Below are 16,151 nucleotides of genomic sequence, written 5' to 3'. Positions count from 1 at the left end.
TTCACATACTATACTTTTGCAACGGGCGTCCCTTTCAGGGATTTTTGTACCAGATTACCCAGGAATTTTGCAAATGGTTCAATATCCTGGTCCACGCTTGCTTTTTCAAGAGCCTGCATATAAGTTGTTCTTTCCTGTACCGGGATAACCGTCCAGGGATAGCCCCCCGATGCAAGCATTACATTCATTAAAAACCGTCCCATTCTTCCATTGCCATCCATATACGGATGTATAAAAACAAAAATAAAATGCCCTAATACTGCCCTCACAGATGCCTCCTGCTCTTGCTGAAGTAATTTAAAAAAAACGGGCATAGCATCCCGGACTGCTTCTTTGTTTAATGGGACATGTTTGGATTGACTGATATAAACCTGGTGATTTCTATACCCGGCCAGATCTGCTGGTTTAAGTAAGCCAGCACTTACGCTCGGAGCAAATAATTCACGATACCATTCTGCATGATCGATATCCACCACTTCACCCGGATTTTCTCCTGCAAGCACACGGGTAATGCTTCGTTCTACTGCCTGGAACGCTTCCCAATACCCTTTTGCAGCCATAGCGTCCCGCTGTTTTCGGTCTTCTTCATTACCCTGCAGATTCCATATGCCCTTGCGTACCCGCTCTATTAATTCAGGGGTTACTTTATATTTTTCAATAGATAATGAGTGGTAAGCATCTGTCACATATATCTTTTCAACCATCTTCATGTACTTCTTCTTGTCTTTCGGAATACCTGGCTCTTTAGGAAAATGTGTAATAATTATATCCCGCATATGGTGCCATATTAACCTGATGCGGTTTCCGTAAGGAGATGACGCACGGTTAGACAGTGGAACAATTATCCTGTTTTCAAACGGGTCTGATTCCCTCACATTATATCCTGCTTTTTCCATTGTTTTTACAATTGTATCGGCAATAATATCCTGATTAACGTTACGAAACGCACCTGCGAGGCGGCCTGCAACGACACTTTGACCGCCTTCTAATAATAAAGCCAAAATGGGTGATGCATCTTTTGTCATGGTAAGGGCAGTTCGTGCATCAGTGGGATTTTGAGTATAAGTGTTAGGCGAAACCTGCACTAGAGCTGCTGTTAATGAAAGCATGCGGATCCCTTCTTTGTCTATGATCTCAGTTTTTGCCGGAAGCTGTGATTTTATATGGAACAAGGAAGTGCCAAAAGGTAGATCGATTTTATTATTACTTGCCTGAGGCGATTTTATAATCAGTTGCTGTGGTACAGTCCAGTTGCCGGCATGAAGCGACAATGATTGTTCTGCCGATATGCACCAGTTTTGACCGTACATATTTGCCAGCAGTTGAGCGCAAAAACTCCAATAAGAGCTGTACCATGAAGTGCTGTCTCCCTTCGCTTCTGTGGGAGGGGTGACCATGTACCATCCTTTGTAGACTTCTCTTATAAATCCGTTATCCAGGAGCCGTTCCCTGTTTATCCTGGATAAGGCATCAGTTTTAATAGCTACTATCCCTTTTTCCTGGAGTTGTTTGAGGGCGTCTAAGGAAGTTGCTAATTTTTCTGCAGGTGTTGCCATTGTATAATGCTGAAATTAGTAAATCGTGTTGCATGCAAATTAGTAAATTATGTTGTATTAAGATTAGTAAATTGTGTATAAAAGCAGGATGCCTAATTGCCTTCTTAACCGTTTATAAAAAGAAAAAGTTAGTTTTATCACCCACAAGCGTTTTGTTCACTCTATGAAATGGTTCCTGCTTTTAGTATTGCTTTTTGCTGCCCGGGTCATGGGTTGGACGCAACCGCTCTGGTTCGATCGCCTCGATGTGGAAAAAGGCTTGTCGCAAAACTCCGTTTTATGCGTGGCGCAGGACAGCCGGGGATTTATGTGGTTGGGCACCAGGAATGGATTGAACAAATACGACTCCCGGAAAATAACGGTATACAAAAACAGGCCCGGCGATTCCACCAGCCTGAACAATAATTATATCCTGTCCCTCTTCTGCGATAGCCGGCAAACCCTCTGGGTAGGTACCCGGGATGGCCTGCACAGGTACCAGGCAACAGCAGACAGGTTTGAGCGGGTCACGGTGCCCGGTGCCGAACATAGCGCCATTACCTGCATTTATGAAGATTCCCAAAAACGTTTGTGGGTAGGTACTCCGAAAAACTTGTTCCTGCTTACCGGCGGGGAGAAGCCTGCTTTCCATTCTTTTGCCGGCCGTAAAAACTTCCCGTCAAGGGGCGTGCTTTGTGTTTATGAAGACCGCAGCGGTATCATCTGGGCCGGTACTTATGATGGCCTGGTGAAGATCACCACCACGCCCGGTGGTTTTGAAGCCACCGCGCTGCGACATGATCCTGCCAATAGCGCCAGCATCAGCGATAACCAGGTCACCAGCATCATTGAAGATAAGCAGGGCTACTTATGGATGGCTACCCTCAATGGTGGATTGAACAGGTATGATGCCCGGCAGAACAGCTTTGTTCATTACACACAGGCATCCGGCGGGCTCGTCAACAACCATGTAAGGAAACTACTCTCCGATGCGCAGGAGCGTATCTGGATAGGGACCCAGGAGGGACTGTCTATCCTGGACCCCTGCACGGGCAGCTTTACTTCTTTTGTAAATGATCCATGGAATAAAAACAGTTTAAGCCAGAACTCAGTGCACAGCCTGTACAAAGACAACATCGGCAATATCTGGGTAGGCACTTTCTTTGGCGGCGTTAATTGCTATGCTGCTTTTGGCGCCGGTGTTACGGTGTACAACAACAGCTCCCGGCAATCCCGGTTGAGCAACAATGTGGTTAGCGCCATCGTGGAGGATGATAAAAATAACCTTTGGATCGGCACAGAAGGGGGCGGACTGAACTATATGAACAGGTCAACCGGCGAGGTGGAATATTATCAACATAAAGCAAATGATGCCGGCAGTATTGGTTCCAATCTCGTAAAAACCGTGTATAAGGACCGGCCCGGAAATATATGGGTAGGCACACATGGTGGCGGACTGAACCTGTTTGATCCTTCCACCCGTCGCTTCAAACGGTATTTGTACAAAGAGAATGACCCGGTAAGCCTGGGCGCTGAAATACCTTGCCTGCTGGAAGACAGCCAGGGCATCTTCTGGATAGGCACGGAAACAGCAGGCCTGAAGCTGTTCAGAAAACAGGGCACTCTCCTCAGTCCTTATCCGGAAGGCGAAGCAATCAGGACAGCGATTGGCAATAAAGCCATCCTTGCTTTGCTGGAAACCAACAACCATACCGTTTGGGTGGGCACCACCACCGGGCTGTATGCCATAACAGGCAACCAGGTAAAGCTGGTACAGGAAAAAGCAGGCAGCTATCCTTGTTATGTAAACAGCCTGCTGGAAGATGCACAGGGCAATATATGGGCCGGCACTTATTACAGCGGTCTTATCGTATACAACCGGGCAGGTAATAAAATAGCCGCCTATACGCAGCAAGAGGGATTGCCCGACAACAATGTACTGGGCCTCTTGCAGGATGATAACCCGAAAGACATCTGGGCAGGTACCGCCAATGGCCTGGCCAGGTTGAGGCCGGGCGATGGCAGGATCAATACCTACACTGAAGCCGACGGGTTGGCTGGAAATGTGTTCAACAACAATGCCTGCTACAAAAGCAACAGCGGCGAGCTTTTCCTGGGCGGATACAAAGGCGTCTCCGCTTTTTACCCGGATAAAATAACAGAAAATACCGTAGTACCGCGGGTGTTCATTACCGACCTCAAACTCTTTGGCCGGCCTGTAACCATCAATGGTCCCGATCATATCTTAACAAAAGACATCAGCTTTACGCAGGACATTCAGCTTAGTCATCACCAAAATGTACTGACGCTCGACTTTGCGATCCTCAATTACATCAAGCCGGAAAAGAACAGCTACGCGTATAAACTGGAAAGCTTTGACAAAGACTGGAACTATACCCCCCTCGCTACTGCTGCTTACGCCAACCTGCCCCCCGGTGCTTATACCTTTGCCGTAAAGGGCGCCAATAACGACGGCGTATGGAGCGCTCCGGCCACCTTAAAAATAACCGTGTTGCCACCTTTCTGGAAAACATGGTGGGCGTACAGTATTTACGGACTGCTCTTTATCACACTGGCATTTTTCATTGTACGGTTTTTCTTCCTGCGGGCCCTGCTCCGCCGCAACCAGGAGCTCACCCGGTTAAAGCTTGATTTCTTTACCAACATCTCGCATGAAATACGTACGCACCTTTCTTTGATAACCGGACCTGCGGAAAAACTCATCAACACCGGCAGCAATGACCCCTATGAGCGGCAGTTGCTGCGCACCATCAAAACCAATTCAGAAAGCCTGCTGCAACTGGTGAGTGAACTGATGGATTTCAGGAAAGCGGAAACAGGCCACCTGCCGCTGCAGGTACATCATTGGAACATCGTTCCTTTTGCAGCATCTATATTCGATGCTTTTCATGATCAATCCGTTTCCAGGAATATACGGGCCGGTTTCATCAGTTCTTCGCCGGATATCGAGCTATGGTTTGATAAAGAACAATTGGCGAAAGTGCTTTTCAACCTGTTGTCCAATGCGTTTAAATTCACGCCGGCCGGCGGTTACATCAGCATGGGCATTGAAGAAAAAGATACCACTGTAATCATCAGGGTAACCGACAATGGTCCGGGTATTGCCAAAGAGAACATAGCGCGCTTGTTTGATAACTACTTCCAGGGAGATCATTTCAGCAAGCAGAACACGGGTTATGGCATTGGCCTGGCCTTGTCAAAAAGCATTGTGGAGATCCATAAAGGTACGTTGGGGGTGACCAGCGAAGAAGCAGCCGATGGCCAGTATACCACCTGCTTCACTATATCATTGCTCAAAGGAAAAGCCCATTTCCCGGAAGCCCAGATGGCCCATCTCTCACCGCCGCTTACCGTACAGGAAACAGCGATGGCGCAAGCCGGGCAACCTGCACCTGCATCCCTAAAAAGCACGGATGAGGAAGCCAGGAACACCATCCTGCTGGTAGAAGACAATGCAGGCATCCGGACCTTCATCAAAAACGCGCTGCAGCAGCAATACCATATACTGGAAAGCGCCAATGGCCTCGAAGGGGTCGGCCTGGCAACAGAAGCCATGCCCGATCTGATCATCAGTGATGTAATGATGCCGGAAATGGATGGATTGGCTTTTTGCGACAAGATCAAAAACGATATCCGTACCAGTCATATACCGGTGATACTACTCACCGCTAAAACGGAAGTAAGTCACCAGGTAAGCGGGTTGCAAACCGGGGCAGAGGTGTACCTCACCAAGCCATTCAGCATCCAGGTACTGGAACTGCAGATCCGTAACCTGCTGGCATCGCGTGAGCGGTTGTGGAAACAGTTTCAGCAGCAATTGCAGGCAGCTCCTGTTAGTGCTGCAACAGAAAACAGTCCGGCTGCCGCCCCGGACAATAGCACTGCATTGCCGGCAGCGCTTCATCCCCTTGATGAAGCATTCTTACAAAACATTACCCAAATTGTAGAAGATAACATTGAGAACCCCGAGTTTACCATTGCGGTGTTGGCTAAAAAAGCGGCCATGAGCCAGCCGGTGCTCTTCAAAAAAATAAAAGCCATCACGGGCATGAGCACCAATGACTTTGTAAAATCATTCCGGCTGAAAAAAGCCATTGCGCTGTTGCAGGAAAACAGGTACACCGTGTATGAAATAGCGTATATGGTGGGCTATGAAAACAGCAAATACTTCAGCCGCGAATTCAAAAAGCAATTCGGGCAATCTCCCAGTAAGTTTGCAGGGTCTTAAAAACGCCCGCCCTGGTTCGTGTCCCCACGAACCAGGAACGGGCTTGACTGTTTAATTAATACTAACCGTTATAGTACCTCCTGAAGTGATATTCACATTATTAAAAGTGGCAGAGGTGCCCGTTTGGCTTCCATAGTCAGGACCGAGGCTCCAGGAAAAGTTCCTGACGGTAGAAGAGCCGCCAATAGGCGCTACGGCCACCGTGTAAACGCCCTCCGGCAAAACAGAGCTGTGGGTAATGCTCCCGGATGAAGGAAAAAGATAGGGTGTTTCATTAAAGTTCCGGATAAATATGGCCCTGTAACCCTGGGCGCCGGCATTATTCACCAGTGTTACGCTGGCATTGACAAAGAAGTTGGAAGATGTTGCCTTTTCAGTCGTGTGGGCAGCAGGCTGTTGCATAGAAGTAATTTGTGCCTGTACATAGTGGATGGTACCGGTTGCAAGGGCAGCCAGTAGCACGAAGAATAAGATCTTTTTCATCGTTACTTTTTTTAGATAAGGAAAAATGATTACCTACTAAAGCTACTGGAAAATCAAACGTCATCAAAGGAGCAGTTGGTTAAAATTGTTTGGTTCCTATGCTGAGTTGTTATTCAGCTCCGTTGGTGAATAGCCAAAATGCTTTTTAAAAGCGTAAGAGAAATGAGAGATATCTTCAAACCCCACCTCCAGGTATACGTCAACGGGCTTTTGCTTTTTTTCACTGATCTGGTAATGGGCTAGTTCAAGTCTTTTTTGTGTCAGCCATCTTTGTGGTGTACTATTAAAATGCTTCTTAAAATCCCTGTTGAAAGTCGACAGGCTGCGCCCGGTGAGGTAGCCGAACTTCGCCATAGGCATATTGAACATAAAATTCCTTTCCATAAACCCGGCCAGATCAATCTTGCCGGGTTCTTCAAAATTGGCCAGGATATTGTCAATGGCCGGATCAATCACCCGAAGTATACTGATGGCTTCATTTATTTTTAGCGCTGCAATATTTTCAGGAAAAGGTCCCTGCAATTCAAAATAGGGTATCAGCGAAGCCAGGCAACTTTTAAGCAGCGGATGATCATTAAAGCAGCGGATCTTAGGTGATGCCAATGCTTTGGGCTTTACATCGAGACCGAAATAAAACTCCCTTAACCGGCTGGTGGAAAGATGCATCGCCACCGCCTTATGGGGAAGCCCGTCTTTGGGATAATTAATGATCGTAGCCAACTGATTTCTCGGGATCAGAAAAATATCACCTGCCCGGAATACATACGTGGCTTCTGCCTGGATGATCTTTGTTTCGCCCGATATAAACCATACCAGCATGTGGTGATCAAACACCACTTCTGTCTTAAACAACTTATCCTCGTAGCTGGAAAGCTTTATATCCGGCGTAATATATTTTATCTGGAAATCCATATTGCTAACCTATTATCAACCTGCAGCAATGTTTTTACGCTGCAAAAATAATCATTAATGCGGGCTTCAGTTGACGTTGAAAACAATGCCTGTCATTTGTTCGCTGAGCTCCCATAAACGCTTAGCATTTATCTTGTCTAATGAATAGGGAAGCACACCCCGCAAGGTGGAAGGATCATCATAGCGGTGCTCAATACCTCCCGTGTCCAATGCTGCCACCTCTGCATCTTCACAATATACGCCTCCTATACCGGTAAGTTGCGTACTGGTGGCACACCAAACGGTGGTAGCTGCTCCCTGGGGAATCGTTTTTAATTGATTGGCTACTTCAGGCAGTATATTGCCATTGGCATCAAATGTGCCCATCTGCTTGAATAATTCAATCGGAGCTTCCCGCCCCAGGTCGGTTCCATTCACGGAACCGGGATGCACGGAGTAAGACCGTACATGGTGAGCTTTGCCGCGGTTGTCCATTTCAACAGTAAATAAATTATTGGCTGTCTTCGATTGACCATAACCCTGGAGAGTCTCGTATTCCCGGTGTTCAAAATTGGGATCATCAAAGTGAAAGGGGGCCATTTGGTGCCCAAAAGAAGACACATTCACCACCCTGGCGCCCTGGGCTTTTTTAAGCGCCGGCCATAACCTGGCAGTAAGCTGGAAATGCCCCAGGTGATTGGTGGATAGTTGCGATTCGTATCCGCGGCTGTCCCTGCGCAATGGCACCCACATAATGCCGGCATTGTTGATCAGTAAATGAAGGGGCCTGCCCGATGCCAGGAACTTTGCTGCAAAAGCGTCAATGGAAGCCGGGTCCATTAAATCCATTTGTTCCAGTTCGACAGGGGTGATGCCTGTTACGTTCTTAGCGGCTTTTGCCACATCCCTGGCAGGCACAATAACGGTGGCGCCGGCCGCAGCAAACACCCGGGTAGTTTCCAGGCCTATGCCGGCATAGCCGCCCGTAATGATGATTGTTTTCCCGGAAAGGTCTATCCCTTTGATAACGTCACTGGCTGTAGATCTTGCAGTAAATCCTGAACCCAATGGCTGCTGTAGTGCGCCCTGATAATTGTTTTGTTGCATTGTAATTTTTATTTGTTACAACAAAACTAAGACGTCTATGACCGGGGCACTTTGTTTAAAACGTCATTCTTGCTTTGTTCAAAATGTCATTTCAGCACGTCATCTATGTCCATTACGGTTATCTTTGTACAAAGCCCTTAATATGATCAGTATGAAACAACTTATCCTTCCCATACTGCTTTCCCTGTTGTATACAAGTGTTACAGCTCAATACATCCAATATGATCTTCCAAAAAGGATCGACCCGGCCAGGTATTATATGTTCTACCTGCACGGTGGCGTAGTCACCGTTAAAGGCGACAATGCGATCACTGATGCCGTACCGGAATGGGGACCGTATCAATATTCACGTATACTGGATACCCTGCGTGCCCATGGCTTTTATGTGATCAGCGAAAGAAGGTTGCCGGGGATTGATGATTCTATCTATGTACGTAAAATAGTGAAACAGGTAGACACGCTGTTGAAAGCAAAAGTGCCCCTCCCGAATATTGTACTGGTAGGTGCATCAGCAGGATCAAATATTGTGTTGCACGTAGCGGGCAGGTTAAGAAACTGGGAAATGAAATATGTGATCATGGGCGGCTGTTGGCCGGAAACCTACAAGGATTATTTGAACCTCAACATCGTGGGGCGCTTCCTATCTGTTATTGAATCCTCAGACCCTCACGGTACCTGCGTCAAAATTTTTGAGAACCGCAGCAGGGAGGAACTAGACCTTCGTGAGTTTAAACTCGAAACAGGCTTGAGCCATGGATTTATCTATAAGCCCTATGCAGCCTGGGTCGGGCAATTGGTATCCTGGTTCGGTATCTATACACAAGATTATCGGGCCAGGGTTGCGGGACTAGTCGATGGACATTAAGAGTCGGAAAATAATCTCTTCAGGAGGGCATCCCCATTTTGCGGTAGGAGGGATGAAGAAAAATAAGGGTAACTTTATGGGTATCAAAAAATGAATGTTATGAAACAGGCTTCTACAGTGACCAGCCGGAGGAGTTTTATCAAAACTACTGCTGCTATAACGACCGGCGTAACCGGTATGACCGCTTTTCCTGCCATGGCGCTGGCTGGCGACCGGTATGTGGGAGATGGCTTGCACATCATCGGGCCTAAAGAAGGCTTTTCGCCACAAGTAGGGACCCTGGTATCCATGATGAATTGGATGCGCGATACGGTATTACGTTCGGTAAAGGGCATGAAGCAGGAGGAGCTCGATTACCTGCATGATCCCAAGAGCAATACCATTGGGGCTATGTTACTGCACCTGGCCGCCACCGAAGTGTTTTACCAGGGCAATACCTTTGAGGGATTGAATGATTTCAAAGAAACGGAGCGGGCTACCTGGAACCCGGCCATGGAACTGGGCGATGAAGGGCGTAAAGTGATCAAGGGGCACGACCTGGATTATTACGTAAATATCCTCACCAAAACCCGCGAAAAAACACTGGCCGAACTACGCAAGCGCGATGACAAATGGCTAATGACCGTTGACCCCAAATTCTTCGGCGGCCAACCTACCAATAACTACTGCAAATGGTTCCATGTAGTGGAGCATGAGTCTAACCACAATGGCCAGATCAAATGGATCAAAGGGCGGCTGCCGGGCGGCAAGGGAGGGGAGTGATTGGCCGGGGCCAGCTACTGGTGTATACTTTCTCGTTGATTGGAATTTTTGTGCTGGGCTTTGGTTAAGGGCGTGTAAAAAAATGTAAGGGATATTCAGCGTTACCTTTAAAGTCGTCAAAGGTAAATCCATCATAACGATACACGCCACTAGAGCCAAACCAAATATTTCCATCATCATCTTCAAAAACCGTAAAAATCGTTTTTGATGATAAATTTGTTTCGGTTACCGTGGTTTTTTTATTGAACAATGACTTTTCATCATAACACGAAAGCGCCCAACCTTCACCATTATCACTTTCTGAACTAGTCCAAATATTGCCTTTTTTATCTTCGATAATACAGTTAACAAACTTCTGCGTGAAATTGGTAAATGTACTGCCGTCATAGCGCCAAAGGCCATCAGTGCCACCGAGCCAAATATTGCCTTTTTTATCTTCGATTATAGACCAAACATTCGTGAAAGGTTTGCCGTTATGGGTTAAATCGGTAAATGTTTTTCCATCATAAAAGCAGGCATTGCCCCTTGTGCCAAACCAGATTCTCCCTGTTTTATCTTCAATAATAGAATTAACATCATTATACATCGATAAATTTCGAAAGGATTTACCATCGTAGCAGCTTGCTCCGCCTTCAGTTCCGAACCAAATATTACCGGTTTTATCTTCATAAATACAAGTAACCTCATTATTGGCAAGCCCCTCCCTGGTTGTAAAATTTAGAAAGGATTTTCCATCATAATAATAAACACCTGAACCGATAGAAGAGAACCAAAGATTTCCTTTTCTATCTTCTAAAACAGAAAAAAAGCGGGCCGCACTCACTTTACTTGTGATATTGGCAAAAGTCTTTCCATCGTATCGAAAAACACCATCAAATGCAGCCATCCAAATGTTGCCCTTTCTATCTTGCATGATAGTACGAGTGATGCTGTTAGGTCCGTGGGAAGTGATTACGTCTTTGGTTTCGGATTTGATATCATCTTTTGGTAGTTCAGTTTTGGTTTGTCCTTTACAAAAAGTGCAAAAAATGAACATAAAGAACAAAGTATATATCCCTATGTATTTCATCATTTTTCTTTTTTATTACCAGGAACCCTTTATAAAGCAAAATAACCGGTACCACAAGGTACAAATCAAAACCAGCTATTGGTAATGGTGGATGATTGGTGTGGTACCGGTACTGCCTTCCGGTATGCTGCACTCAGGCATTTACCAGGGCGTCAATGTCAAATTTGTTCATTTTCATATACGCTTTCATCACGTTCTGGGCTTTGGCGGGATTGCTCAGCAATTCCGGCAATATAGCAGGCACTACCTGCCAGGAAATCCCAAACTTGTCCTTCAGCCATCCACATTTTCCTTCCTCGCCGCCATCTGCCGTCAACCTGTTCCAATAATGATCGATCTCCTCCTGCGTATCGCAGTCGATCACAAAGGATACGGCCTCGTTGAATTTGAATTGGGGACCGGCATTCAATCCCATGAACTTTGTACCGTTCAGCTCAAAAGTCACTACCATATTATTATCGGCAGTGATATGGCCGTTCTTAAAGATCGAGCAATAGAATTTTGCTGCTTCCTGGGCCTGTCCATCAAACCACAGGCAGGGATAGATCGGTTTTTTCATCATTTTTTGTTTTTATGATTATGATGTAAAACTACCATTGCGCACAGGGGTAAAATAGAACAGAAGTGACAAAATGGTGGCCGGGTCAGTTCAGGCTTCAGAGCGGCCGAGCAGTTTTTCGTAATCCTTGGGTGTGATGCCGGTAAACTCTTTGAATGCGCGGATAAAGTGGCTTTGGTCTGAAAAACCTTGCTCAAAAGCAATATCCGATAACTTGCTGAACTGCCTGTTTTGCATTTGCTGGAAGGCGGCGTTAAACTGTACAATGCGCCTGTATTGATTGGGCAGAATGCCTACCTGCCTTTCAAATAATCGCAGGAAGGTGCGTTTGGTGAGGTGCAGTTCTTTTTCCACCATTTCCTCCACCCGGCGGGTTGGATTGCCGGAGATGACCCTGGTCGCGAACCTGATGAGTGCTGCATCGGTTTTGTTCCTTACCGAAAGGCTATAGATATATTCGTTGATCAGGCCGATCATTTTCTCCACTGTGCCGGCATTCAACAGTTGTTCCTGCAGCTCACCGGCTTTTTTGGACGACAGCAGGTTAAGGTTAATAGGATTGTCCGTAAGGTCGGTAGGTGATACGCCAAAGAGGGTATGCAGGGCAAAAGGATGGAAGAAATAGGCGATCAGTGTAAAATTTTCTGTAAGCGTGAGGGTGTCGGGCAGTACTGTCTGGCCAAAAAGGGTGAGGTGGTTGGCGTTCCCTCTCACGGTGCCTGCGGCAGTTTGGAACAGCAGCGTGGGCGTGCCATTGGCATATAAAGGCAACACAAAAGGTTCTGTTACTGCAACGTTTTCAATAACGAGTATCCGTTGAACATATTCGGCGACTTTCTCCGCCAGCTTCGGACTTATGGTTCTCATGGCCAGGTTGATTGTATAGGTGATGCTACTGCATTTTCGCCTGGTACAAATTTAAGTTAATTCACCACAGATCAGCAGATTAATGGACCTTCTACCGGTCCGGTCATAATTATGCTCCGCTTCTTTTTCTATAAATTTAAATATAATAATGCTTAAAGATTTGTGGGCGCGATAGGACTCTGTAAAGACTGTTTTAACGGTTGGGCCGATCTTTTTAATAAGGCCTTTGCTTTTTCATAAAATTATGATAGTATTTTGGCTTTCAAATAGTTGCTTTGGAATAGCTGGCTGGTTCCCAGGCGCTATAAGCAGTAAATTCATTACCTTTGATGCTTCCTGTTACTGGCCATAAATGCATACCATGAACAATCTTGCTGTTATATCCGAAAGAATAGATGCCTTGTGGACCCTGGCCAACAAGGACACTATTTTCCTGGACGATCTCCGAAAAGAATTCAGACAGGATTTGCAAGACTTTATTGTCGGGGAAACGCTCACCATGCGGGAAGGAAAATTAGTGATTGGTAATAACCTGTATAAGAGATGGCTGGAAAAGCTCAATACCAAAGGATTTGACTATGAAATAGATTTCAAACAATGAATATTGCTGAGAAACTAAAGCTCATAAATACACTGAAAGGCCAGGTCGATAAACTGATGCCTCAAAAAGATTGGGATGAGGCTTTTCTAGAGAAAGTAAAGGTAGAGTTTACTTACAATTCAAATAAGATAGAGGGTAATACCATTACCTATGGACAAACCGTCAAGCTGCTGCGGGATTTTGCTACACCCAAAAATGCCACAACGGGAGAAGTGCTGGATATAGTTAATCATAAAGCAGTTTTGGATATTGTCTTCAACGACTACCACTTACAATATATTTCCGAAGAGAATATCAAAGAACTACACAAGGAGTTGATGAAGAACATTGGTCAGTGGGGAGATAATGGCCTTTACAGTCCGGGTAAATACAAGGTGTTTGAGAATATGACAGTAAGGTCAACCGGAAAGATCCATACTTATCTTCAGCCGGCTGAAGTGGAGAAAGCGATGGAACAGCTTATTAAAGAAATTAATCAACTACTTGAAAAAGCGGATATAAATGATGCAGACAAACATCCGCTTTCTATCGCCACCAGGTTTCACCAGCGGTTCTTAAACGAAATTCACCCTTTTAGTGACGGTAATGGTCGTATTGGGCGGATTTTTACTAACCTGATCCTGTTGAGGAAGGGATATCCGCCACTTTTTATTAGAGAAGTGAATAAGAACGAGTATTTAAAACGATTTGAACTCACCGATCACGAGCCTACTGCTATGCTTGATTTTATGGCAGACAGGTTAATTGAAAGTCTTCAGTCAAAACTTGAGTTTATAGAAGCACAGCGGGTCAACAACTAATAGTCTGTCAAAACTAATGCCGATCGCCCGAAAAAATATTTTTCGGGCATTGCTATTTGTGCCTGCGTCAGTAGTGTATTGATTATGAATAAGATAGATGCTACTTTCCTTTGATGGTCTTTCTCTTTCCCCCCAGCCTCCAAATTTTTTTTTGACTTTAGTAACATTTGAAATACCTCATCCGTCCCACTTAATATAGGCCCAACCTTCCACTCAAAACACAACGGCTGCGGGGATTCCATTCACCCCTTATCCAGGCCTTGTCCTTTTTTTAAACACACAGGTTAAGTCTTTCCAAGGTAGTCCAGGACCGAAGAGGTCCACAGGGCCTGTCATTTCCATCACTGGTTAATAGCATTCTCATGCCCCTGCATCTGGCATGATCACCCATTCCGGATCATTGACCGGATCCGGGCATGGCTTCTATTGTATTTAATATTTAAATCAATAACGTATGAACAACAATTCAACGATTGCTATGAACTTCTCCCAACGGATAGGATTGGCTGAAGTAAAACACCCATTCCAGGTTGATACTATGAGCGAAACCCTCCGGACCCGGTTGTGGAATGCCTTGTATGGAAATTTTTTGGTCAGGCTTCATCATCTAAGCGGATGGAGCGATAAAAAGCGTATCCTGTTGATCACTTCAATATGGGGTGACTTTTTTATGCAGACAGTTGATAAACTTGTCTGGAAGTATAATGGGATTGATCCAGATTCCTTTGAGGAGTGTATGAAAGAACGGTTTTATAAGGCTGACTATAACAGGGTATTTGACTTCATTGAGTTTACGATCTTCCTGTTGGATCAGGCAGATGCAAAAGCAGTGGATCCCTTCATCAACGCATGCAACCAGGCGTTGGAAAAAGAAGGTTCCGTATACCGGGTTGTAAATCGAATAGTGATCAGGGTAACGAATGATACAGAGCTGAAAGAAATTGCACAGGCGGCCGCCACAGAAGCGGAAGACCAGATCGGGTCGCACTTTTCGAGAGCGATGGAACTGATGGCGAATAGAAATGATCCCGACTACAACCAGGCGGTCCTGGAAGCCATTATGGCCGTGGAAGAGACCTTACGACAATATCCTGATAAGATCATCCAGGACATGTTATCACCCGTCGCTGTCTATGGTAATGTCATGATCAATGTTAAGCAGGTATTGTCAGGATCAGGTCCTACGCTCACATTTGAAGAGGCCAAATACTGGTTACTGACCTGCGCCACGCTGTTGAATTACCTCAAAACAATAGCCAGTTAACAAATCTTTTCCAACTAAAACCACAAGACTATGTTGAGTCTCCAATCTGCCTTTGAGAAACTGATCAGTTCTCTGCTCGACCGCCTGCAAGAGACGGAATACAAGGAAACCGACTTATTCGCACGCCTCGAAACCTGCATCAGGATCTGTGAAGAAGGCCTGCAACAGCTCAGGCAATGGGTTGTTGACAATTCCTTCCCTGACCAGGCCACAGAAATTCATTTTTTTAAACACGTAAAGCCCCTGATCATGTCGCGGTATATGTATTACCACAGATTATACCGCCTGCACATCGGCTACTTTAACGGGATCGCTGTATTGGAAAAAGAGCGACTGTTGGGAGCGCTGCAGGAGGTCGATCGCTTTTTTGCTGATAACAAAGTATTCTACGAATACTACCGCAAGAAGGACACGCACTACGATGCATTGTATTTTGTACGGAGCATGTACGACTGGAAGTTTTGTCCCGACGTCAACTATTTTGATCCGGTATTCGCTACCAGCGGCGATATAAAAATGGCCGAGCTGATGGCCCATGAACTATTGTTGGTGTATATAAACCGGCAACTGAATCCATCCTGTAGCACGGATAACAATACATCCTTGCCGGTCACAGCTTCCGGGCTGCATTGCACGGAGTCTATTGCCAATATTGTAGTATTGGGATATGCCCTGTACCTGACGGGATTTTTTAATCATGGAAAGGCGGCCCTTAAAGAGGTAATGAATTATTTGTCGGTTGTATTGAAAGTAGATCTCCAAAAATACTCCCACACCTTTCTTAGGGTAAGGGGACGCAAGGCCGATCCCCTAAAATATTTTGATGAGTTAAAAGCTTGCTTGCACCAGTATATAAATAAACTGGAAGAATAATGCCCACCATTGTCTGGTTGGCTTGTTGAAGGATTGATGCCAGCGTTTATTCCGCCTGCGGGGTTTGCTCCGCTTCACGGAAATAAACGCTGGCATTCTTGTTTTCAGGGAATTTTCCCGAAAAGTTTTATTTGCCAATTGGCAAAATGTGTACGGAAATTTTTGTATAAGCAGGTACGCATTGCGGTCATACACTACTTCAAAGACGTTTGTTTCCTTACTTTTT

Annotated in this window: 14 protein-coding genes; 7 read left to right on the top strand and 7 right to left on the bottom strand. The window is 45.6% G+C overall.

Features of this window, described 5'->3' with window-relative positions; genetic code table 11:
• Positions 1-8 precede the first annotated feature (8 nt).
• Positions 9-1,556, bottom strand: a complete 1,548-nt coding sequence (locus HB364_RS29695; RefSeq protein WP_167292069.1) for a Fic family protein — start codon at positions 1,554-1,556, stop codon at positions 9-11.
• Between the two features lie 163 nt (positions 1,557-1,719).
• Here HB364_RS29695 and HB364_RS29690 point away from each other — a divergent pair, with 163 nt between their 5' ends.
• Positions 1,720-5,784: a hybrid sensor histidine kinase/response regulator transcription factor gene (locus HB364_RS29690; protein WP_167292068.1), complete on the top strand. Its 4,065-nt coding sequence runs from the start codon at positions 1,720-1,722 to the stop codon at positions 5,782-5,784.
• 51 nt (positions 5,785-5,835) lie between these two features.
• Here the strand turns inward: HB364_RS29690 and HB364_RS29685 are convergent, their stop codons facing one another.
• The 3 genes from HB364_RS29685 to HB364_RS29675 form a co-directional block, all read right to left on the bottom strand.
• On the bottom strand, positions 5,836-6,267 hold the full coding sequence (locus HB364_RS29685) for a hypothetical protein (protein WP_167292067.1): 432 nt from the start codon (positions 6,265-6,267) through the stop codon (positions 5,836-5,838).
• Positions 6,268-6,363: 96 nt separating this feature from the next.
• Positions 6,364-7,179, bottom strand: a complete 816-nt coding sequence (locus HB364_RS29680) for an AraC family transcriptional regulator (protein ID WP_167292066.1) — start codon at positions 7,177-7,179, stop codon at positions 6,364-6,366.
• 66 nt (positions 7,180-7,245) lie between these two features.
• On the bottom strand, positions 7,246-8,265 hold the full coding sequence (locus HB364_RS29675; RefSeq protein WP_167292065.1) for an SDR family NAD(P)-dependent oxidoreductase: 1,020 nt from the start codon (positions 8,263-8,265) through the stop codon (positions 7,246-7,248).
• A gap of 151 nt (positions 8,266-8,416) precedes the next feature.
• Between HB364_RS29675 and HB364_RS29670 the strand changes: the two genes are divergently transcribed.
• Entirely contained in the window at positions 8,417-9,130 is a 714-nt protein-coding gene (locus tag HB364_RS29670) for a hypothetical protein (protein WP_167292064.1), read from the top strand.
• Positions 9,131-9,229: 99 nt separating this feature from the next.
• A complete protein-coding gene (locus HB364_RS29665; RefSeq protein WP_167292063.1) occupies positions 9,230-9,892 on the top strand; it encodes a DinB family protein in 663 nt (220 codons plus the stop codon).
• A 64-nt stretch (positions 9,893-9,956) separates the two neighbouring features.
• Here the strand turns inward: HB364_RS29665 and HB364_RS29660 are convergent, their stop codons facing one another.
• The 3 genes from HB364_RS29660 to HB364_RS29650 all read right to left on the bottom strand — a co-directional run bounded on the left by HB364_RS29660 (position 9,957) and on the right by HB364_RS29650 (position 12,387).
• Positions 9,957-10,964 carry a ligand-binding sensor domain-containing protein gene (locus HB364_RS29660; RefSeq protein ID WP_246228657.1) on the bottom strand — a complete coding sequence of 336 codons (1,008 nt, stop codon included), beginning with the start codon at positions 10,962-10,964 and terminating at the stop codon, positions 9,957-9,959.
• Between the two features lie 130 nt (positions 10,965-11,094).
• Positions 11,095-11,520 carry a VOC family protein gene (locus HB364_RS29655; RefSeq protein ID WP_167292062.1) on the bottom strand — a complete coding sequence of 142 codons (426 nt, stop codon included), beginning with the start codon at positions 11,518-11,520 and terminating at the stop codon, positions 11,095-11,097.
• A 90-nt stretch (positions 11,521-11,610) separates the two neighbouring features.
• Entirely contained in the window at positions 11,611-12,387 is a 777-nt protein-coding gene (locus HB364_RS29650) for a helix-turn-helix domain-containing protein (protein WP_167292061.1), read from the bottom strand.
• Between the two features lie 361 nt (positions 12,388-12,748).
• Here HB364_RS29650 and HB364_RS29645 point away from each other — a divergent pair, with 361 nt between their 5' ends.
• From HB364_RS29645 to HB364_RS29630, 4 genes are all read left to right on the top strand, one after another.
• Positions 12,749-12,988 (top strand): hypothetical protein, encoded by a 240-nt coding sequence (locus HB364_RS29645; RefSeq protein WP_167292060.1) that lies wholly within the window; start codon positions 12,749-12,751, stop codon positions 12,986-12,988.
• Complete coding sequence (locus tag HB364_RS29640; protein WP_167292059.1) at positions 12,985-13,788, top strand: Fic family protein; 804 nt, start codon at positions 12,985-12,987, stop codon at positions 13,786-13,788. The genes HB364_RS29645 and HB364_RS29640 overlap by 4 nt, the downstream gene beginning before the upstream one ends.
• 454 nt (positions 13,789-14,242) lie before the next feature.
• Positions 14,243-15,052, top strand: a complete 810-nt coding sequence (locus HB364_RS29635; RefSeq protein ID WP_167292058.1) for an AbiJ-NTD4 domain-containing protein — start codon at positions 14,243-14,245, stop codon at positions 15,050-15,052.
• Positions 15,053-15,082: 30 nt separating this feature from the next.
• Entirely contained in the window at positions 15,083-15,925 is an 843-nt protein-coding gene (locus tag HB364_RS29630) for an RteC domain-containing protein (RefSeq protein ID WP_167292057.1), read from the top strand.
• Positions 15,926-16,151 lie beyond the last annotated feature (226 nt).

Source organism: Paraflavitalea devenefica (genome assembly GCF_011759375.1).
Classification (GTDB): domain Bacteria; phylum Bacteroidota; class Bacteroidia; order Chitinophagales; family Chitinophagaceae; genus Paraflavitalea; species Paraflavitalea devenefica.
Note: the sequence above shows the minus strand (reverse complement) of the source record. Positions and strands in the feature narration are given on the sequence as shown.